The sequence below is a fragment of the Bifidobacterium avesanii genome (genome assembly GCF_009299475.1).
GTDB lineage: Bacteria > Actinomycetota > Actinomycetes > Actinomycetales > Bifidobacteriaceae > Bifidobacterium > Bifidobacterium avesanii.
Map to the genome: position 1 here is coordinate 279724 of NZ_WBSN01000001.1, position 19143 is coordinate 298866.

The window sequence follows — 19143 nt, forward strand, 5'->3', positions numbered from 1 at the left end:
CGTTCAGTCGTTCGGGACAGCGTTGCCCGCCGTCCGGCCGGATTGCCCACCGGCTTCCCTTGCGTACGTGTTCTGTTCCTCGATGATACCCGCTGGCATTGAGCGGGCCGGATGGCCATGGTCCGGATGGACTATAGTAGCGACTCCAGCAAACCGGCCGCCGACTTGGCGTGGCGCAGCGCCTCGGCGCATTGGGCCTTGCCGAAGCGGGACGGGTCGGACATGTCGAAGTCGAACGTGCCGCCGCCGGAGCCGATCGCCTGCGCGTCGGAGCCGTCCAGCACGTCCAGATGCGTCCACGACGCGGCGACCACCTCGGCGGGGAACCGGCGCACGACTTCGGCGCGCAGCCACGCGCGCGTGTCCTCCGGCGGCTCGGCCGCGGCGTGCTCCACGCGCCCGGGATCGAGCACGCGTTCGGCGCGGGGTTCCATGCGCGACCATATGGACGTCTTCGGGTCGAGCGCCGCCCAGCCCAAGTCCAGGGCCTTCAGGCGCGCCGCGGACCAGTCGCAGCCGTGCTTGCGGCGCATGCGCTCGAGCAGCTGCCATTTGAGCAGCCATTCGACGCGGGATGCCTCGCCGGCCATGCCCAGCCGCTCGTCGTCGTTCGCGTGGCGGATCGCGGCCGCGTCGGCGAGCGCCTGACCCCACATCGCCATGACGGACGCGGTGGACCGGTCGGGCCATGCGGGTTCGCCCCTCGTGTCCGTGCCGTGGACGGCGGCCGCGACCTCGTAGACGGCGGCGCGCAGACGTACCTGCATCATCCACGCGGTGGTGGTGCCGCCGTTCGCGAGCGGCAGGGCCTCGTCCAGCGTCAGGTCGTGCGAGACCGTGTGCATGGCCTGCACCGGGTCGGCGAGCGCCAGCCCGTCCTCAAGGGCCGTGAGGTCGAAGCCCGCCTCCCCGGCGTGCTCGAGCAGCCACAGCAGCATGCTGGTGACTCCGAGCTTCAGAACTTGCGGGGTTTCCATGCGGTTGGCGTCGCCCGTGATCACGTGCAGGCGGCGGTAACGGTCGGAGGCCGCGTGCGGTTCGTCGCGCGTGTTGACGATGGGACGGTCGAACGTGGTCTGGAGGCCCACGCGGGCGTGCACGTAGTCGGCGCGCTGGCTGAGCTGGTAGCCATTGCCCTCGCTGCACTCTCCGAGCCCCACGCGTCCGGAGCCGGCGTAGATCTGCCGGGAGACGAAGTGCGGGGTCATGAGGGCGATCACGTCGTCGAACGGCACGCTGCGTTCCATGAGGTAGTTTTCGTGCGTGCCCCAGCAGGCGCCTTTGCCGTCCACGTTGTTGCGGTGCAGCGCGATCGGCCGGCCGGTGTTTGCGGAGGCCCGTTCGGCAGCGGCCTGCATGATCCGGTCGCCGGCGTGGTCCCACGCGACGGCGTCGAACGGGTCGCGGGTCTCGGGCGCCGAATATTCGGGGTGGGCGTGGTCCACGTACACGCGGGCGCCGTTGGGGGCGATCACGTTGGTGATGTTGAGCTGCGGGGCGTCGGTGAGCATGTCCGGGCGGGCGGCGGCACGTTCCAGACGGTGGCCGCGCGCGTCGTTGACCGGGTCCTCCTGACGGTAGTCCCAGCGGATGTGGCGGGTTTCGGGCGCGGAGGCGCCGTCCACCACGTCGAAGGAGAGCTGGACGGGGTTGTAGTGGCCGCCGTCCGTGGAATTCGGGGTATTGGCGAGCGACACCGCGTATTCGGTTTCGGTGCCCATGATGCGTTTGACGCTCATGCGACCACCGGCCTGATCTCGACGACCTGCCCGCGGTCGAGCCCGGTGATGCGCGCCCACTGGCCGGGGTCCGTGTTGGCGATCGCGTCCGCGGTCTCGTGGAACTCCTCGTCCACCGCGCGCCCGAAGATCGCCGCGTCGAGCGCCACGTCGGAGCCCGTTTCGATGGACGCCTTGACCGCCCGCGTCTTGGCGCGGTCCACGATGTTCTTGAGCGTCGCGCCGGAGATCACGTCCGCGAAGTACACGGCGTCCCAGCCGCCGTCGCGCCGGCGCACATCGCACACGTGGCGGTGGTCGTCGCGGGCGAACGCGTCGCGGATCACCAGATCGGTGAGCGCGATCACGTCGAGCGAGGGGGCGAGCGGCAGGTCGGCGGTCACGTAGTGTCGCAGGATGGAGGCGGCCTGCTCGGCGTCGGGCCGGTCGATGCGGATCTTCACGTCGAGGCGCCCGGGGCGCAGCACGGCCGGGTCGATCATGTCCACGCGGTTCGAGGCGCCGATGACGATGACGTTGTCGAGGCTTTCCACGCCGTCGAGCTCGGCGAGGAACTGCGGCACGATCGTGGTCTCCACGTCGGAGGAGACGCCGGAGCCGCGGGTCCTGAGCAGCGAGTCCATCTCGTCGATGAACACGATGACGGGCCGTCCGTCGGCGGCGCGTTCGCGGGCGCGGGCGAAGATGAGGCGGATGAGGCGCTCGGACTCGCCGACGTACTTGTTGAGCAGCTCCGGCCCCTTGACGGACAGGAACACGCCGCTGACGCCGGGGGTGGCGTCGGACAGGCTGTGGGCGACGGCCTTGGCGATCATGGTCTTGCCGTTGCCGGGCGGGCCGTAGAGCAGCACGCCCTTGGGCGGGCGCAGGTCGTAGCGGCGGAACAGCGCGCGGTGACGGAACGGCAGCTGGACGGCGTCGCGGATGCGCTCGATCTCGTCCGCGAGCCCACCGATGTCGTCGAAGGTGACGTCCGGGGTCTCCTCGAGCACCAGATCGGCGTCGTCCTCGGCGGGCAGCGTTTCGAGCGCGATGAGGTTGTTGTGGTCCACGAGCACTCGGTCGCCCTTTTTGACCGGGTGGGACACGAGCGAGGAGGCGCGGCGGACCGCGGTGAGCGTGCCGGACTGGTCGCGCACGATCAGCCGGGCGGCGTCCAGCGGGTCCTCGACCACGCGCACCACGCCGGTGAACGGGGTTTCGCGGCGTTCGACGAGCACGAGGCTCTCGTTGAGCAGCACGGTCTGCCCGCAGGTCAGGCGCGCGGCGTTGACGGTGGGCGAGACCGGCACGATCATGCGCCGGGGGCCGTTGATCACCTCGGCGCTGGCGTGCTGCACGCCGTCGTCGTCCACCATGACCTGGTCGACCTTCACCACGGTGGCGAAGGTCTTGGGCGGCTGCGCAAGCTGGACGAGCTGCGACTTGGCCTTGCCGAGCTCCTGGCTGGCCCGGTTCAGGGCCTGCGCGAGCGCGTGGTTCTTGGCCTGCATGCGGTCGAGCCGGTCGGCCATCTCCTCGAGCGTGGTGGCCTCTGCAGCTTCTCCTGCGGCGTCACTCATTCGTGGTCGTCTCCCTTCGCGCCGTTCGCGGCCTTCGCGCGGCCGCGTTCCCTCATTACAGTACGCACTTTGCGCACGGCCCACACGGCGATGGCCACGATGACGACGGCGATGACCACGTCCTCGAACACGCCGAGCGCGCCCTGGATGGAGCACCACTGCGCGCCGAGGCCGTAGCCGACGGAGATGAGGATGGTGTTCCACACGGCGGAGCCGAGCATGGTCCAGCCGGTGAAGCGGGCGAAGTTCATGCCGTTGAGGCCGGCGGGGATGGAGATGAGCGAGCGGACCACGGGAATCACGCGGCCGATGAGCACCGACCACGTGCCATACTTGGTGAACCAGCCGTCCGCCTTGGCGATGTCGTGGCGGCTCACGCCGGGGATCACGTCCGCGGCGCGCTGGATGCGGTGCAGGCCCACCCACCGGGCGATGCCGTACAGGGCCCATGCGCCGGCCACGGAGCCGGCCGTGGCCCAGACGATGGCGGAGACCAGCGAGAACAGGCCGCGCGAGGCGCTGAACCCGGCCAGCGGCAGGATGACCTCGCTGGGAATGGGCGGGAAGATGGATTCAAGGGCGATGGCGAGTCCCACGCCGAGGCCGCCGACCTGTTCCATGAGCCAGACGAGCCAATCGGTGATGGCGGCGATGAGACCGGTTCCTGTGGAGCAAACTTCATGCATCCGGCCATTGTCCCAAGGTTTTCCGACAATCGTGGGCATGTCCGACGAAACTTTGCAAGCTCTTGAAACTTCCGCCCCCACGCTGTCCCGCCCGGGGCTGCTGGTGATGGACGTGGACTCCACGCTCATCGACGAGGAGGTCATCGACGAGCTTGGCGCGGCGGCCGGCTGCGGCGGGAAGATCGCGCACGTGACCGAGCAGGCGATGCGCGGCGAACTGGACTTCCGCGAGGCCCTGCGCGCCCGAGTGGCGCTGCTGCGCGGCCTGCCGGTTTCGGTGTTCGACGAGGTGTACCGCCGCCTGCATTTCACCAACGGGGCGCTGGCGCTCATCGACGCGCTGCACGCGCACGGCTGGAAGGTGGGCGTGGTCTCCGGCGGCTTCCACGAGGTGGTGGACCGGCTGGTGGCCGACGCGCATATCGACCACGCGCTGGCGAACCGGCTCGGCGCGGCTGACGGCACGCTGACCGGCGAAGTGCTGGGCGAAATCGTCACCAAGGATGTGAAGCTGGACGCGCTGCGCCGCTGGGCCGCCGAGGACGGCGTTCCCATGGACCAGACCGCGGCGGTGGGCGACGGCGCGAACGACATTCCCATGATTCTGGCCGCCGGGCTCGGCGTCGCCTTCTGCGCCAAGCCGAGGACCCGCGCCGCCGCGCCGCACGCGGTGGACGAGCGGGACCTTCGGAAGGTGCTGGACTTCCTGTCCTAGGTCCCGCCGGACCAACGCCGCCCGCGCCGCGTTCGGTTCATGCCGTCCGTTCGCGTTGGACTATGCCGCTACGCCGCCAGACGGATGCCCGCGTAGTCCAACGCGTACAGGCACTGTTCACCGGTCCCGTCCGCATCGCGCGTCAGGATGCGTTCGCGTCCGCGGAACGAGTTTGATTCCGGGACGTCAGGCTGCTCGTTGACGTAGACGAGACCATCTGCTTCGTGGCGCGCCGGACCGCGATACGGGTGCGATGCGTCGCACAGGCGCAGCGCCCGCCTCAGGAACGCGTAGACGCGCCGGGAATCGTCGAATCCCTTTCCCGGACGCTCCCCCGTGTCCGTCATGCCGCCGGCGTAGACCATCGACCACACCGGCGCACCGTCGAACAAAACGGTCTCCTGACCGGCGAACCGACGCGAGCCGAAGTACACGTCACGGTACAGCCACGGGCCCTCGCGGTATTCCAACTGGCGCGAACCATCGAACGCCGGAACCGTCTCGGCCGCGGCGCCCGCGTCCTCCGCGCCGTAGGTGGCACGCTTCGCCGCGAGCAGGAACGGAATCAGCCCGTCCGGTGGAAAATCATCGATCATGACGCTGCAGAAGGGCTCAGGCGAGACGCGCCTCGGCGGACAGACGGGCGCCGCGGGCCCAGTCGGCGGCGCGCATGGCCTTCTTGCCCTGCGCCTTGACCTGAAGGAGCTCCAGCGGATCGGTGGCGGTGCCGACCCACACGTTGCGCTTGCCGGCCCTCAGCTCGCCGGGCTTCAGGTCGGTGGGCGCGTGAGGCTGCTCCGACGGCACGACGGGACGGGCCTCGAGCACGTGCAGGGTGATCGGGTCGGCGCCTTCCGCCCCGCCTTCGGCGTACAGCTCGCACCATGCGCCGGGATTGGGCGTGCAGGCGCGGATCTGCCGGTCGGCGGCGAACACGGGCACGTCGAAGCGGATGTGCGCGTCCTCCACGCTGATCTTGGCGGCCACCTCGAAGGCGCCGGGCTGCTGTTCGACCGGCGCGATGCGGCCCTCCGCCATGGCCTCGAGCGCGGCGGCGAGCACGTGGGAGCCGTCCTCGGCCAGACGCATGAGCAACTCGCCGCTGGTCTCGTGAGCGCCGATCTCCACGGTGGACTGCGCGAGGATGGGACCGGCGTCCATCTGGCGGGTGATGCGGAACACGGTCGCGCCGGTCAGCTCGTCGCCCGCCCAGATCGCGCGCTGCACGGGGGCGGCGCCGCGCCACTGGGGCAGCAGGGAGAAGTGCAGGTTGTACCAGCCGAGCGGCAGGGCGTCCAGCACGCGCTGCTTGAGGATCTTGCCGTAGGCGACCACGGCGGCGGCCTCGGCGCCGATGGCCTTGAGCTCGTCCACGAATTCGGGCGCGGCCGGGTCGGATTCGATGACCGGGATGCCCAGTTCGAGGGCCGTTTTCTTGACCGGGTTGGCGACCAGTCTGCGGCCGCGGCCGGTGGGCGCGTCGGGGCGGGTGAGCACGGCGACCACGTCGAAATGATCCTTGTCCGTGGCCAGCGTCTTCAGGGCGGGCACGGCGACTTCCGGGGAACCGGCGAACAGTAACTTCAGCATTCCTCCACTGTAACGCACGACGCGCGTGCCGCCGGGCCGTGACCATGACCGCGCCCGTGACAACGACCGTGACGCAGACCGCACGGCCAATGTCACGGCCCGCCGGAAACGTTGCAATCAGGCCATTTTGCCAACCGGTTCATTCCAGTAAGCCGGTCGATGTCACGGTCATCGTCACGGCCACGGCCAACGTCACGGTCGATGTCACGGTCAACGTCACACCACGGCGGCATGATCGCCGCCACGGCCGCGGTTGCGCCGCACGGACCTGACCATGCCAACGACGCGACCGGGACCGGGACGGCGGTGGCCCGCGACCCCGCTACTTGACGCTACTTGACGGCGGGGATGTCCACGCCCGCGTCGATGAGCAGGGCGCGCAGCTTGTACGGGTCGGTGAACTTGACGCCGCGGATGCCTGCGGAGTTCGCGCCGACGATGTTCATGGCCTTGTCGTCCACGAAGACCGCGCCGGACGCCTCGATGCCGAACTCCTTCAGGGCATACTCGTAGATGTCGGTGTGCGGCTTGCGCAGGCCGATCGGGCCGGAGACCACCTTGCCGTCGAGCGAGTGCAGGATCGGGTAGCCCGCCCACGCAATCGGGAACAGTTCGGCGGACCAGTTGGACAGGCCCCACACGCCCACGCCGGCGGCCTTGAGGTCCTCGATGAGCTTGCGCGCGCCGGGCACCGCGCCGCCGAGGGAGTCGACGAAGTTCGCGTTGTAGTAGCGGATCATCTCGGCCGCGCGCTCGCCGCGGTTGACCAGCACCCAGTCCTCGGTCTCCTTGCAGGTGGCGCCGCCATCCATGAGGTCGGACGCCGAGTAGAGGCCGGAGTTCGCGTCGTCGAGGAACCAGTCGATGCTGTCCCGCCCGTAGCGGCCGACCATGGTGTTCGCCGGATCCCAGTAGACGAGCACGTTGCCGAAGTCGAAGATCACATTGGTGATGGGCTTGCCCGCGGCGCCGGCCGCGTTGCCCTCCGCCACGAGCACGTCGGATTCCATCTGGGGCTCTCCCGGCCATCCCTTTGCCATTGTCGGCTCCTTTCCCGCCGTCGAATGCGTTGCGCTTCCATCGAACCACGGCTGCGCGACGAGTCCGCGGCTCACGAGATTCGGGCCATCTCATCTTGTGAACCGGAAAACCCGGCGACCCCGTCAGATAAGGTCCTTCGGGTCGAGCTGGAAGCGCAGCTCGCCGGGCGTGCGCGTGGCCACGTGCTTCGCCACGGCCGACCGGAGCCGCAGGGCCAGTTCCGCACGACGCTCCGGCGCCACGCGCACCACGGCCTTGACGCGGTCGGCGGTTTCCTCGAGTTCGCGCGCGTTGATGGTGACCGGCTGGGGAATCGGCACCGGCCCCAGCACGGCTGGCTGCTCGGCCTCCGAACCGCCAAAGCCGTCGGAACCGTCCGTCCCCGGCACGCGCACCATGCCCCATTCGCCGTCGAGCAGCACGCCGATGCGCCCGAGCGCCCACATGACCGCGTCACGCCGTCCCCACACGCATGCGGCGGCGACCGCCGGCGGCAGACCGGCCTCCCGCCGTTCCCCGACCTCCCGCGCGGCGAGCAGCGGCGCGTTCCAGCCGGTCAGCGCGTCGGCCAGCACGGGATCGGTCTCCCCCAGCAGCAAAGCCTGACCGCCGGCGGTCCGCGGCCGGCACAGCGCGACGGCTCGCATCCACGCGGTCAACGTGTCGGTGCGGGCGTCCACGCCAAGCGCGTACAGGCTGGTCCACGCGTCCAGTATGGCGACGGCCTGATAGCCGACCTGCATGCCGTCCCCGGCGCGGCGCACGCGTGGTTCGGCGCCGGGCGTGGCGATCACCAGGGCCGGACGGTCCCCGATCTCCTCGATGACGCCGCGCGGCTGCTTCGGCGAGGAGACGACGATCGGCACGTTGCGGAACAGCCCCTGCAGCTCCGCCGCGGTGCCGGCCGCGCCCACGCGCACCACGCGCATGCGCTCATTGCCGCACTCCGGGCACTTCCACGCCACGGCGGCGGCCCCGCACCAACGGCAGTGGGGCGCTCCCCCGGCCCGGCCGATCTCCAGCGGCCCGGTGCAGCGCGGGCAACGGGCCTGACGATGGCATTTGGCGCAGCTCAGCGTCTCGCTCACGCCGTCGGCCGGGATGGACAGCAGCACGGGACCCGTCTGCAACGCCTTGGCGAGCACGCGCACGGCGGTGTGGGGCACGCGCGCGCCGGCGGTGGTGTCGCCGATCTGCGTCAGCGATTCGCGGTTGAGCCAGCGGATCCACGGCGAGCTTTCCTTGGTGACGGCGGGCAGCGCGTGGACCTTGAGCGCGTCGGAGGCCTCGCTGATCGGGCTGCGGGCGTGGCCCAGCGCCATGAAGGCGCCGCCGTGGTTCCGCGCGCGCAGGCGCAGCACGCCGCGGGCCTGCGCGTAGGGCATGAAGCCGTCCGCGTTCTGGTAGGACACGTCGTCCACGATGGCGAACAGCGCGGCTCCGGAGACCGGCGCGTACATGGCGGCGCGGGTGCCGAGCACGCAGCGCACCTGCCCGGTGGCGATGGCGAGGTACGCGCGGTACCGCTCCTGCGGGGGCAGCGCGGCGCCCAGGGTGACGAAATCGCCCTTCCATCCCCCGTGCCGCGCCTCTGCGGGGGCGAACCGGCGGAGTCCGGCCGCGGCCAGCACTTCGGCGAGGTCCTCCACGTGGCGCATGTCCGGAAGCACGACCACGGCCGCCTTGCCGGCGGTCTGCGCGACGGCGATCGCCCACGCCGCGTCACGCGCCCATACGAGCGGCCCGGGCAGGCAGTCCGCCACCGTTTCGGAGAAGCCGCGCCCCTCGATCGCGCCGCGCCATGCGGCGGATTGGTCGTATGATGCGGAGACGCGCGCGCCTTCGCGTTCGGCGAGCCGCGCCCAGCGTTCCATGAGACGGCCGTCCGCGGCGCCGGCGAACCCGTCGGAGCGTCCGGCGAACGCCTGTTCGTCCTCCACGTACGCCACGCGGGGCGGCACTGCGACGCGCAGGATGTTCGCGCGGGTGCCGCCGTACCAGTCGGCGATCGCGGCCACGTCGCGGCGCATCTCGTCGCCCACCACCACGACGGGGCTGAGCACGCGTTCGATGTAGCGCAGGGTCGACCGGGGCGCGGTGGCGGCGTCGAGGCCGACGCGGTTCCAGATCACGCCGTTGAGCCGCTGGCCGCCGAAGCGCACGCGCACCTGCACGCCGGGCTGCGCGGACTCGTCGTCCCTGTCCTGGATCAGATAGTCGAAGGTGCGCCCCAGATGGGTGGCCTGCACGTCGAGCACCACCTGCGCGACTGGGTTTTCCGGCGCGGGGCGGCGCTCCGCCGGCGCACGGCGACGCCGCTTGCGCGGGGCGAGCCCGTCAAGCGCGAGCTGTTCGGCGTCCTGGGAGGTCATACCGGCCATAGTAGCGCCGAAGGGCCCTGAACCGGCGGATTTGCCGGTTCGGGACCCTTCGTTCGGAACAGCGCGGGCAATGCGCGGGACGGCGAGCCGTCACAGGGACGCGATGGCCGCCTTGAGCTCGTCGACCTTGTCGGTGCGCTCCCACGTGAAGTCGGCGTCGTCGCGGCCGAAGTGGCCGTAGGCGGCGGTCTTCTTGTAGATCGGGCGCTTGAGGTCGAGCTCGTCGATGATGGCGGCGGGGCGCAGGTCGAACACCTTGCGCACGGCGGCGGCGATCTGCGCGCGCGTCACGCCGTTCTCCTCGGTGCCGAAGGTCTCCACGTTGACGCTCACCGGGTCCGCGACGCCGATCGCGTAGGCCACCTGCACCTCGACCTTGTGCGCGAGGCCGGCGGCCACGATGTTCTTGGCCACCCAGCGGGTCGCGTAGGCGGCGGAGCGGTCCACCTTGCTCGGGTCCTTGCCGGAGAACGCGCCGCCGCCGTGGTGGGCGGCGCCGCCGTAGGTGTCGACGATGATCTTGCGGCCCGTGAGGCCGGCGTCCGCGGCGGGGCCGCCGAGGATGAACGAGCCGGTGGGGTTGACGAGCTGGCGGTAGTCGTCGTGCTTCACGCCGTCGCCGAGCTCCTCGTCCAGCACCGGGTCGATGACGTGCTCCTTGAGCTGCGCGGCGAGCCAGTCGTGCGTGGCCTCGGGGTCGTGCTGCGTGGAGATGAGGACGGTGTCGACGCGCAGCGGGCGGTTGTTCTCGTCATACTCGATGGTGACTTGGGTCTTGCCGTCCGGGCGCAGGTGCGGCACGATGCCCTGCTTGCGCACCTGGGTCAGGCGGTAGGCGAGCTTGTGGGCCAGATGGATGGGCAGCGGCATGAGGGCCTTGGTCTCGTCGGTGGCGTAGCCGAACATGACGCCCTGGTCGCCGGCGCCCTGCGCCTCGTAGCGCTCCTCGCGCGTGGCCTTGGACTCCTCGGCGGCGTCGAGGCGGGCGACGCCCTGGTTGATCTCGGCGCTCTGGCCGGTGATGGCCACCATCACGCCGCAGGAGTCGGCGTCGAGGCCGACCTGGGAGCTCGTGTAGCCGATCTCGTGGAGGACCTCGCGCACCTTGGACTGCACGTCGCAGTAGCCGGTGGAGGTCACCTCGCCGAACACCAGGAACACGCCGGTAGCGGCGGACGTCTCGACGGCGACGTGAGACTGCGGGTCCTGGGCCAGCAGGTCGTCGAGAATGGAATCGGAAATCAGATCGCAGACCTTGTCCGGATGCCCCTCGGTTACGGACTCGGCGCTGATGAGCTTGCGTTCTTCGGTCATATCATCCCTCTTTCGGACTTATCGCCCCGCGTCCGGATGGCTCCCGCGCGAGGCACAATGATACGGTTTGTTGAATTGTGGACCGGTTGCGGCCGGCTACAAAAAGGGCCCGTGCCAGACCGCCGCCGATGATGGCGGATGCGGCCGGCGCGAGCCCGCAAAGCGTTACGTTCGCAACCGATGTTCAGTTGTAGTCGAGACTCCGGGCAACGGCAAGCGTGTCGCGGAAATCGGCGGGATCGGCGGGATCAGTTGCCTTCGCTCAGGTCGTCCTCGCCGAGCGTCTCCTCCAGCAGGCCGTCGTTGATCTCGCGGAACGCGATGGACAGCGGCTTCTCCTGGTTCTGGTACTCGACCAGCGGGCCGACGTTCTGCAGCAGGCCCTCGTTGAGCTGGGTGAAGTAGGAGTTGATCTGACGGGCGCGCTTGGCCGCGAAGATGGCGAGCGCGTACTTGGAGTCGGCGTGCTCCATGAGGTCGTCGATGGGCGGGTTAGCGAGTCCGCTCGGGGTGGGTTCGGTGCCAAAAGCCATGGATTGGTCTCCTCAGATGACTGGTTGAAGTCTTCAATCTTTTACACAGTAGCCGTCCCCCCGGACCGTGGAATTCTCCGGCTCGTCAGCCTTCCGACGAAAACCGCGCAAGGTAACATCCACGTGAATTCCACATTGTGACTCTTGACAAAACGCCTGTCCCTTGCAAGGGCTTGAATAGAGCCATGACTGAAATGCGATCTGCAAAACTCATGTCCGGCCGCGTCTTCGCAGGCGCGCGCGCCCTCTACCGTGCCGCCGGCGTCAGCGGCGACGACATGGGCAGGAAGCCCATCATCGCCATCGCGAACTCCTTCGACGAGTTCCTTCCCGGCCACGTCCACCTCAACAAGGTCGGCCGCATCGTCTCCGAGGCCATCAAGGAGGCCGGCGGCATCCCCCGCGAGTTCAACACCATGGCCGTCGACGACGGCATCGCCATGGGCCACACCGGCATGCTGTACTCGCTGCCGAGCCGCGACATCATCGCCGACACCGTCGAATATCAGGTGAACGCGCACTGCGCCGACGCGCTGATCTGCATCCCGAACTGCGACAAGGTCGTCCCCGGCATGCTCATGGCCGCGCTGCGCCTCAACATCCCGACCGTGTTCGTCTCCGGCGGCCCGATGGAGGCCGGCACCACCGTGCTGGCCGACGGCACCGTGAAGAAGAACACCGACCTCATCTCCGTGATGTACGCCTCCGCGGACGACAACATCTCCGACGAGGACCTGCTCAACTACGAGAAGACCGTGTGCCCGACCTGCGGCTCCTGCGCCGGCATGTTCACCGCCAACTCGATGAACTGCCTCACGGAGGCCATCGGCTTGGCCCTGCCCGGCAACGGCACGATCCTCGCCTCGCACTCCTACCGCAAGGACCTGTTCAAGCGCGCCGCGAAGCAGGTCGTGGACATCGCCAACCGCTACTACCGCGACGACGACGATTCCGTGCTGCCGCGCTCCATCGCCACCAAGCACGCGTTCGAGAACGCCATGACCATGGACGTGGCCATGGGCGGCTCCACCAACACCGTGCTGCACATCCTCGCCATGGCCCAGAGCGCGGACGTGGACTTCACGCTGGACGACATCGAGCGCATCAGCCACACCGTGCCGTGCATCTGCAAGGCGTCCCCGTCCGGCAAGTGGGAGATCTCCGACGTGCACCGCGCCGGCGGCATCACCGGCATCCTCGGCGAGCTGGACCGCGCGGGCAAGCTGCACCGCGACGTGCACTCCATCGACTTCCCGAGCCTCGAGGCCAAGCTGGACGCCTACGACATCATGCGCCCGACCTGTACCGAGGAGGCCAAGCAGATGTACAAGGCCGCCCCGGGCCACATCATCTCCCCCGACCCGTGGACGCACACCACGCTGTTTGACTCGCTCGACACCGACCGCGTCAACGGCGCCATCCACGACATCGACCACCCGGAGATCCACGAGGGCGGTCTGGCCGTGCTGCGCGGCAACCTCGCCCCCGACGGCTGCGTGGTGAAGACCGCCGGCGTGCCGCAGGAGATCTGGAAGTTCCGCGGACCGGCACTGGTCGTCGAATCGCAGGAGGACGCCATCAAGGTCATCCTCGACGATACCCTGAAGCCGGGCATGGCCCTGGTGATCCGCTATGAAGGTCCGAAGGGAGGCCCGGGCATGCAGGAGATGCTGTACCCGACCTCCTTCGTCAAGGGCAAGGGCATCGGCAAGCAGGTGGCCATGCTCACCGACGGCCGCTACTCCGGCGGCTCCTCCGGTCTGGCCATCGGCCACATCGCCCCCGAGGCGGCGAACAAGGGCCCGATCGCCCTGATCAAGAACGGCGACATCATCGACATCGACATCGAGAACCGCTCGGTGAACGTGGAGCTGACCGACGAGCAGCTCGCCCAGCGCCGCGCAGAGCTCGAAGCCGGCGACGGCTACGTGGCCCACCGCGACCGCAAGGTGTCCCAGGCCCTCAAGGCCTACGCCGCCTTCGCCCGCTCCGCCGACAAGGGCGCCACCCGCGACCCGGAGCTCATCAACAAGCTCTCCGGCCTCGCCTGATGGTCTTCTGACCAGACACGCGAAGGGGCGGAATCGCACATTGCGGTTCCGCCCCTTCGTTATATCCGTCGCCATCACAGGCCGAGCAGCTTGGCGGCAGTGCCTATAGAGCACCTTGCGCTCCTCGTCGGGATCGAGATGCCAGCTGCGGATGTTGGCGATGCCCTGCTCGACCGGGCCGAGCGGGAACGAGGAGCCGAACAGCACCTGATCGGGAATCATGCGCTCGGCGGCCTGACGCAGGTCCGGCGCCGCGCGCCACCACATCGCGTTCGATCGTCTCCAGCGCCTCCTCGGGCTTCGCCACGTCAAGGAACGGGAACACGAGGAACCGTTCGGGGTCCTGCGCCGCATAGTCGAACAGCTCCTCGTTGGTGGTCTCATACACCTGGCGTCCGGGAATCACCGCCTTGACGACGTTCGCCCGGTCCAGCTCGCGCGCCAGCGACTCGGCCGTGCGATCCGTCGCAGCCGGCGTGAGCTCGTAGTCGAAGCCCGAGAAGAACCGGCGCACCATGGCGTCGGAGAAGCCGCTGCGGTAGCGCGGCGTGAACGGACGGATGCGGAAATCGATGACGGGCTGTGCGGACTGTGCGGACTGTGCTGGCTGTGCGGCCAGGGCTTCCCGAACGATCCCCGTGAGGGAACCGGATGAACGCGAACATCGCCACGGTACGTGCGATCGGCGCCGCCGCGCATCGACGGTTCCGCGCAGCGGCCATACGCATTCCCGATAGCCGGCTCATGCCAGCGCGCATGTCCGCATATCGGACATGCCATGCGGCGTTGACCGGACGCCTCCGTATGCTGAGCCGCAATAACCGAACACGCATCTTCAGGGCAGGGTGAAATTCCCGATCGGCGGTACAGTCCGCGAGCAGCGCGCCTTGGCGCGATGTTGGAGCACACGCTCATGAACCGGTGAGACTCCGGTACCGACAGTCATAGTCTGGATGGAAGAAGTTGCGGCAGCATGACGCAGGCGGGAGCATACCCGAACGCCGTCGTGCCGTCACTCATCCCACGAATCCCTGGACATGCCCTCGTTGCCGAAGGAAAGGGGTTTCATGGGCGACAGGGAATTCATGTCCGTGGCATTGCGTCACGCACGGCTTGGGGCTGGCAAGGTCAATCCCAACCCGCTGGTCGGCGCCGTCATCGTACGCGACGGCCGCATCATCGCCAAGGGCCATCACGATCATTTCGGCGGATGGCATGCCGAACGCGCCGCGCTTGAAGCGGCCGCCGCCGCGGGCGTCGACGTGCGCGGCGCCACCGTCTACGTCACGCTCGAACCGTGCTGCCACACCGGCAAGCAGCCGCCATGCTCGCAGGCGCTCATCGACGCCGGCATCGCGCGCGTCGTCGTCGGCTCCCCCGACCCGAATCCGCTCGTCGCCGGCAAGGGCATCCGCCAGCTCGCCGACGCCGGCATCGCCGTGACCGAAGGCGTGCTGCGCAGCGAATGCGACGCGCTCAACGAGATCTTCCTGCATGCCATCGTGACGCGTACGCCGTTCGTCATGCTCAAGTACGCGATGACGCTGGACGGCCATATCGCCACCGCGTCCGGCCTGTCGCAGTGGATCACCGGCGAGGCAGCGCGCCGACGCGTGCATGAGGACCGTTCGCGCTTCGCATCGATTCTCGTAGGTGTGAACACCGTGCTCGCCGACGATCCGCAGCTCACCAGCCGCATCGAGCACGGGCACGACCCGCTGCGCGTGATCTGCGACACGCATCTGCGCACGCCGCTCGACGCGCAGGTCGTAACAACCGCCACGCGCACTCCCACAATCATCGCCACTGCCAGCGCGGACGACGCGCGCGTCCAGCAGTACCGCGACCGCGGCTGCGAGGTGCTGCGCGTAGCGGCCGACGATGACGGCCACGTGAGCATCGCAGCCGTCGCCGCAGCGCTCTATGCGCGCGGCATCGACAGCATCATGATCGAAGGCGGCAGCGGCATCGCATGGTCGGCGCTGAACGCGGGCATCGTCACGAAGGTCAGCGCCTACATCGCGCCCAAGCTGTTCGGCGGCACCGGAGCGCCGGCGCCGATCGGCGGTCTTGGCGTCGCCTCGCCTGACGACTGCTTCCGCATCGCGCATCCGGCCGTCAGCGCCATCGGCGACGACATCCTCATCGAAGGCGGTGTGGACTATGTTCACCGGCATCGTTGAGGATCTCGGCAGCGTGCTGGCCGTGGAGCGCGGCGCGGACTTCGCCCGGCTGACCGTCGATTCGCCCGTCGTTGTCACCGACCGCACCATGCTCGGCGACAGCATCGCCGTCAACGGCGTGTGCCTGACGGTCACCGGCCTGCACGGCAGCGCGTTCACGGCGGACGTGATGCACGAGACCCTGCGCCGGTCCAGTCTCGGCACGCTCAGGCGAGGCAGCCACGTGAACGTGGAGCGCGCCATGCCTGCGGACGGCCGGTTCTCCGGGCATTTCGTCTCCGGACACATCGACGGCACCGGCACCATCGCTTCGATCACGCGCGACGGCATCGCCACGACGTATGCGGTTCGCGCGCCGTACGCGCTGATGCGCTTCATCGCCGAAAAAGGGTCGATCGCCGTCGAAGGCATCAGCCTGACGGTCACGTTCGCCAGCGAGGATGCGTTCGGCATTGCGGTCATTCCGCACACCGCCGCGCATACCGTCCTGCCCGAGCGCCGCGTCGGAGACGTCGTGAACCTCGAAATCGACCCGCTGGCCCGGTACGTGGCGCGGCTCATGGCAATGCTGGCGCGCAGCGACGATACCGTCAGCGCCGATGCCGATGCCGCCAGCGCCGGCATCACCGAGCAGTTCCTCGCCGCGCATGGATTCTGACGCGCGGCCGCCATCACCCCGTCATCACCTTTCATCATCGTCAACCTGTCATTGCTATCTGCAAGGAGTCTGCCATGGCCATCACCGATTCCCACTCCCCCATCGATTCCGCATCCACATCCGCTGATGCCGCCGCCGATGCCGAAGCCGAACGCGCTGTTGCGCGCGCGATCCGCGAGATCGCCGCCGGGCACGTCATCGTCGTCGCCGACGACGAAAGCCGCGAGAACGAAGGCGACCTGATCTGCGCCGCCCGCTACGCCACCACCGCCAACATCGCGTTCATGGCGACGCATGGCCGCGGCCTCATCTGCACGCCCATGAGCGCCGAACTGGCGACGCGCCTCGACCTGCCGCCCATGTGCACGGCGAATACCGACAACCATCAGACCGCGTTCACCGTGTCCATCGACCATGTGACCACGTCCACGGGCATCAGCGCGCGCGACCGGTCGCTGACGGCGCTGGCGTGCATCGACCCCGACACGCGTCCACAGGACTTCCGTCGCCCCGGCCACATGTTCCCGCTGGTGGCGCGTCCCGGCGGCGTGTTGGAACGCAACGGGCACACCGAGGCGACCGTGGATCTGGCGCGACTGGCCGGACTGGAGCCGTGCGGACTGTGCTGCGAGATGATGAAGGAAGACGGCACGATGATGCGCCGCGACGATCTGCGCGCCTTCGCCGACGAGCATGGCCTCGCGCTCATCACGATCGCACAGCTGCAGGCGTATCGCCGCGCCCATGAGTTCCCGCGCACGATGTGCCGCGTCGCGCAGGTGCAGCTGCCATCCGACTACGGCACGTTCACGATGGTCGGCTACGAGGCGGATGGCGCCGAGCATGTGGCGCTTGTCATGGGCGACGACGTGCTGGCCGCCATGGCCGGCGACGCGCCCGTGCGCGAGCCGGTGCTGTGCCGCGTGCATTCGCAGTGCCTGACCGGCGACGTGTTCGGCTCGCAGCGCTGCGACTGCGGTCCGCAGCTGCGCGAGGCGATGCGCCGCGTGACCGAGCGCGGACGCGGCGTCATCCTGTATCTGAGCCAGGAGGGGCGCGGCATCGGCCTGCTCAACAAGCTGCGCACGTACGAGCTGCAGGAGCAGGGACTCGACACGCTCGACGCGAACCTGAAGCTCGGCTTCCCCGCCGACGCGCGCGAATACGAGACGGCGGCCGCGATGCTGCGGGATCTGGGCATCGCGTCGATCGATCTCATGACCAACAATCCCGACAAGATCGGCCAGCTTGAACGCGCCGGCATTGTCATCGACCGTCGTGTGCCGCTGGTCATTGCGCCCACCGACTACGACGCGCAGTATCTGTCCACCAAGGAACATCGAATGGGGCATCTGCTGGGTGCTCTGGCAAAGGAGAACTGATCATGACAGTATTCGAAGGACAGCTGGTCGCCAACGCCGCGAACGACGAGGCGGCGCCGATCCGCATCGGCATCGTGGCGGCGCGTTTCAACGAATTCATCACGTCGAAGCTGCTGTCTGGCGCGCTGGACGGCCTGAAGCGGCATGGCGTCGCCGAATCGGATGTCGATGTGGCGTGGGTGCCGGGATCGTTCGAGATTCCGATCGCCGCGAAGCGCATGGTGTCGACGGGCCGCTACGATGCGGTGATCTGCCTGGGCGCGATCATCCGCGGCAGCACGTCGCACTACGATCTGGTGTGCAACGAGACGGCGAAGGGCATTGCGCAGGTGTCGCTGAGCTCGGATGTTCCGGTGCTGTTCGGCGTGATCACGACCGAGAACATCGAGCAGGCGATCGAACGCGCCGGCACGAAGGCCGGCAACAAGGGCTTCGACTGCGCGCTGGGCGCCATTGAAATGGTGCACGTGCTGCGCGCCATCGACGCCTGATCCTTCCGCGATGCCGCAGCATGCCGGCATCGCGGAATAGCGTCGCCTAGGAGCACCGAAGGAAGCTGCTCCCCTCGCCTATGGGAAGCCCACCGGGATTCCCGCCTAACGGCTCAGCGCAGAGGGCGCTCCGTTATTCCGCGATGCCGTACTCCTGGGCGATGAGATGCCACAGTTCGTCGGCGGCCTCGTCGACGGTGTTGTTGACGATGGTCACGTCGAATTCGGATTCGGCGGCGAGCTCGACCTTGGCGGTTTCGAGGCGACGGGCCTGCTGCTCGGGGGTCTCGGTGCCGCGGCCGATGAGGCGGCGCTTGAGCTCTTCGAAGCTCGGCGGCGCGATGAACACGTACACGACCTCGAGGCCGAGTTCGGCGGCGCGCTGCTTGACGCGGCGGGCGCCCTGCAGGTCGATTTCCAGAATGGTGGGCACGCCGGCGGCGAGATGCTCGCGAACGGGCTCGAGCGGGGTGCCGTAGTGGGCCATGCCGTGCACGACGGCGGTCTCGAGGAAGCCGCCGGCCCGTTCCTTGGCGAGGAACTCGTCGTCGGTCATGAACCAGTAGTTGACGCCGTTGACCTCGCCCGGACGGGGCGCGCGCGTGGTGGCGGAGACGGAGACCCACACGTTGGGATGGCGCTCACGCAGTTTGGCCTCGACGGTTCCCTTGCCGACGGCGGTGGGGCCGCTCAGGACGAGCAGTCGGCCGGAGGGCTGGGCGGATGCGGAGGAGACGGGGGAAACGTCGGTCACGATGGGATCTCCTTGGAACGGATGAGGGGATGGCTAAAACGTTCAGGCTTTCGGGCGGACGGT

17 protein-coding genes and 2 riboswitches are annotated in these 19143 nt (G+C 68.8%); of the genes, 6 read left to right on the forward strand and 11 right to left on the reverse strand.

Annotated features, from left to right (window positions below; genetic code table 11):
- Positions 1 to 131 precede the first annotated feature (131 nt).
- Genes dop through DSM100685_RS01290 form a run of 3 tightly spaced genes read right to left on the reverse strand, consistent with a single transcriptional unit; the run spans position 132 to position 3987 of the window.
- Complete coding sequence (gene dop / locus DSM100685_RS01280) at positions 132 to 1739, reverse strand: depupylase/deamidase Dop (protein ID WP_152349556.1); 1608 nt, start codon at positions 1737 to 1739, stop codon at positions 132 to 134.
- Positions 1736 to 3301 carry a proteasome ATPase gene (gene arc / locus DSM100685_RS01285; protein WP_152349557.1) on the reverse strand — a complete coding sequence of 522 codons (1566 nt, stop codon included), beginning with the start codon at positions 3299 to 3301 and terminating at the stop codon, positions 1736 to 1738. The genes dop and arc overlap by 4 nt, the downstream gene beginning before the upstream one ends.
- On the reverse strand, positions 3298 to 3987 hold the full coding sequence (locus DSM100685_RS01290) for a DedA family protein (protein WP_239512581.1): 690 nt from the start codon (positions 3985 to 3987) through the stop codon (positions 3298 to 3300). The genes arc and DSM100685_RS01290 overlap by 4 nt, the downstream gene beginning before the upstream one ends.
- Before the next feature lie 37 nt (positions 3988 to 4024).
- On the opposite strand from DSM100685_RS01290, the gene serB reads away from it, so the two are divergent.
- Positions 4025 to 4702: a phosphoserine phosphatase SerB gene (gene serB / locus DSM100685_RS01295; protein WP_163200774.1), complete on the forward strand. Its 678-nt coding sequence runs from the start codon at positions 4025 to 4027 to the stop codon at positions 4700 to 4702.
- A 68-nt stretch (positions 4703 to 4770) separates the two neighbouring features.
- Here serB and DSM100685_RS01300 read toward each other — a convergent pair whose 3' ends face one another.
- From DSM100685_RS01300 to rpoZ, 6 genes are all read right to left on the reverse strand, one after another.
- Positions 4771 to 5298: a DUF5680 domain-containing protein gene (locus tag DSM100685_RS01300; protein ID WP_152349560.1), complete on the reverse strand. Its 528-nt coding sequence runs from the start codon at positions 5296 to 5298 to the stop codon at positions 4771 to 4773.
- 16 nt (positions 5299 to 5314) lie between these two features.
- Positions 5315 to 6292 carry a methionyl-tRNA formyltransferase gene (fmt, locus tag DSM100685_RS01305; RefSeq protein WP_152349561.1) on the reverse strand — a complete coding sequence of 326 codons (978 nt, stop codon included), beginning with the start codon at positions 6290 to 6292 and terminating at the stop codon, positions 5315 to 5317.
- Positions 6293 to 6624: 332 nt separating this feature from the next.
- The gene (locus DSM100685_RS01310; RefSeq protein WP_152349562.1) at positions 6625 to 7332 is read right to left on the reverse strand and encodes an HAD family hydrolase; all 708 of its coding nucleotides are present in this window, start codon (positions 7330 to 7332) and stop codon (positions 6625 to 6627) included.
- Between the two features lie 123 nt (positions 7333 to 7455).
- On the reverse strand, positions 7456 to 9705 hold the full coding sequence (locus tag DSM100685_RS01315) for a primosomal protein N' (protein WP_152349563.1): 2250 nt from the start codon (positions 9703 to 9705) through the stop codon (positions 7456 to 7458).
- Positions 9706 to 9804: 99 nt separating this feature from the next.
- Positions 9805 to 11028 (reverse strand): methionine adenosyltransferase, encoded by a 1224-nt coding sequence (metK, locus tag DSM100685_RS01320; RefSeq protein ID WP_152349564.1) that lies wholly within the window; start codon positions 11026 to 11028, stop codon positions 9805 to 9807.
- A riboswitch (SAM riboswitch) is annotated at positions 11024 to 11093 on the reverse strand. It overlaps the preceding gene by 5 nt.
- 183 nt (positions 11094 to 11276) lie before the next feature.
- A complete protein-coding gene (gene rpoZ / locus DSM100685_RS01325; protein WP_152349565.1) occupies positions 11277 to 11561 on the reverse strand; it encodes a DNA-directed RNA polymerase subunit omega in 285 nt (94 codons plus the stop codon).
- 185 nt (positions 11562 to 11746) lie between these two features.
- Between rpoZ and ilvD the strand changes: the two genes are divergently transcribed.
- Positions 11747 to 13612 carry a dihydroxy-acid dehydratase gene (gene ilvD, locus DSM100685_RS01330; protein WP_152349566.1) on the forward strand — a complete coding sequence of 622 codons (1866 nt, stop codon included), beginning with the start codon at positions 11747 to 11749 and terminating at the stop codon, positions 13610 to 13612.
- A 103-nt stretch (positions 13613 to 13715) separates the two neighbouring features.
- Here the strand turns inward: ilvD and DSM100685_RS01335 are convergent, their stop codons facing one another.
- Positions 13716 to 14129: an amidohydrolase family protein gene (locus DSM100685_RS01335; RefSeq protein WP_152349567.1), complete on the reverse strand. Its 414-nt coding sequence runs from the start codon at positions 14127 to 14129 to the stop codon at positions 13716 to 13718.
- A gap of 310 nt (positions 14130 to 14439) precedes the next feature.
- A riboswitch (FMN riboswitch) is annotated at positions 14440 to 14581 on the forward strand.
- A gap of 98 nt (positions 14582 to 14679) precedes the next feature.
- On the opposite strand from DSM100685_RS01335, the gene ribD reads away from it, so the two are divergent.
- The 4 genes from ribD to ribH all read left to right on the forward strand — a co-directional run bounded on the left by ribD (position 14680) and on the right by ribH (position 18326).
- Positions 14680 to 15795, forward strand: a complete 1116-nt coding sequence (ribD, locus tag DSM100685_RS01340) for a bifunctional diaminohydroxyphosphoribosylaminopyrimidine deaminase/5-amino-6-(5-phosphoribosylamino)uracil reductase RibD (RefSeq protein WP_152349568.1) — start codon at positions 14680 to 14682, stop codon at positions 15793 to 15795.
- Positions 15776 to 16453 carry a riboflavin synthase gene (locus DSM100685_RS01345; protein WP_152349569.1) on the forward strand — a complete coding sequence of 226 codons (678 nt, stop codon included), beginning with the start codon at positions 15776 to 15778 and terminating at the stop codon, positions 16451 to 16453. Before ribD ends, DSM100685_RS01345 begins: the two co-directional genes overlap by 20 nt.
- 74 nt (positions 16454 to 16527) lie before the next feature.
- Positions 16528 to 17835: a 3,4-dihydroxy-2-butanone-4-phosphate synthase gene (ribB, locus tag DSM100685_RS01350; protein WP_152349570.1), complete on the forward strand. Its 1308-nt coding sequence runs from the start codon at positions 16528 to 16530 to the stop codon at positions 17833 to 17835.
- A 2-nt stretch (positions 17836 to 17837) separates the two neighbouring features.
- A complete protein-coding gene (ribH, locus tag DSM100685_RS01355; protein ID WP_152349571.1) occupies positions 17838 to 18326 on the forward strand; it encodes a 6,7-dimethyl-8-ribityllumazine synthase in 489 nt (162 codons plus the stop codon).
- Between the two features lie 133 nt (positions 18327 to 18459).
- On the opposite strand, the gene gmk is transcribed toward ribH, so the two are convergent.
- Positions 18460 to 19080 carry a guanylate kinase gene (gene gmk, locus DSM100685_RS01360; RefSeq protein ID WP_152349572.1) on the reverse strand — a complete coding sequence of 207 codons (621 nt, stop codon included), beginning with the start codon at positions 19078 to 19080 and terminating at the stop codon, positions 18460 to 18462.
- Positions 19081 to 19143: the final 63 nt, after the last annotated feature.

Coding starts and splice junctions, on each gene's coding strand:
- metK (WP_152349564.1), bottom strand. CDS start 11,028: ATGACCGAAGAACGCAAGCTCATCAGCGCCGAGTCCGTAACCGAGGGG.
- ribD (WP_152349568.1), top strand. CDS start 14,680: ATGGGCGACAGGGAATTCATGTCCGTGGCATTGCGTCACGCACGGCTT.
- dop (WP_152349556.1), bottom strand. CDS start 1,739: ATGAGCGTCAAACGCATCATGGGCACCGAAACCGAATACGCGGTGTCG.
- DSM100685_RS01335 (WP_152349567.1), bottom strand. CDS start 14,129: ATGGTGCGCCGGTTCTTCTCGGGCTTCGACTACGAGCTCACGCCGGCT.
- DSM100685_RS01310 (WP_152349562.1), bottom strand. CDS start 7,332: ATGGCAAAGGGATGGCCGGGAGAGCCCCAGATGGAATCCGACGTGCTC.
- arc (WP_152349557.1), bottom strand. CDS start 3,301: ATGAGTGACGCCGCAGGAGAAGCTGCAGAGGCCACCACGCTCGAGGAG.
- DSM100685_RS01290 (WP_239512581.1), bottom strand. CDS start 3,987: ATGCATGAAGTTTGCTCCACAGGAACCGGTCTCATCGCCGCCATCACC.
- DSM100685_RS01300 (WP_152349560.1), bottom strand. CDS start 5,298: ATGATCGATGATTTTCCACCGGACGGGCTGATTCCGTTCCTGCTCGCG.
- ilvD (WP_152349566.1), top strand. CDS start 11,747: ATGACTGAAATGCGATCTGCAAAACTCATGTCCGGCCGCGTCTTCGCA.
- ribH (WP_152349571.1), top strand. CDS start 17,838: ATGACAGTATTCGAAGGACAGCTGGTCGCCAACGCCGCGAACGACGAG.
- serB (WP_163200774.1), top strand. CDS start 4,025: ATGTCCGACGAAACTTTGCAAGCTCTTGAAACTTCCGCCCCCACGCTG.
- rpoZ (WP_152349565.1), bottom strand. CDS start 11,561: ATGGCTTTTGGCACCGAACCCACCCCGAGCGGACTCGCTAACCCGCCC.
- DSM100685_RS01315 (WP_152349563.1), bottom strand. CDS start 9,705: ATGACCTCCCAGGACGCCGAACAGCTCGCGCTTGACGGGCTCGCCCCG.
- DSM100685_RS01345 (WP_152349569.1), top strand. CDS start 15,776: ATGTTCACCGGCATCGTTGAGGATCTCGGCAGCGTGCTGGCCGTGGAG.
- ribB (WP_152349570.1), top strand. CDS start 16,528: ATGGCCATCACCGATTCCCACTCCCCCATCGATTCCGCATCCACATCC.
- fmt (WP_152349561.1), bottom strand. CDS start 6,292: ATGCTGAAGTTACTGTTCGCCGGTTCCCCGGAAGTCGCCGTGCCCGCC.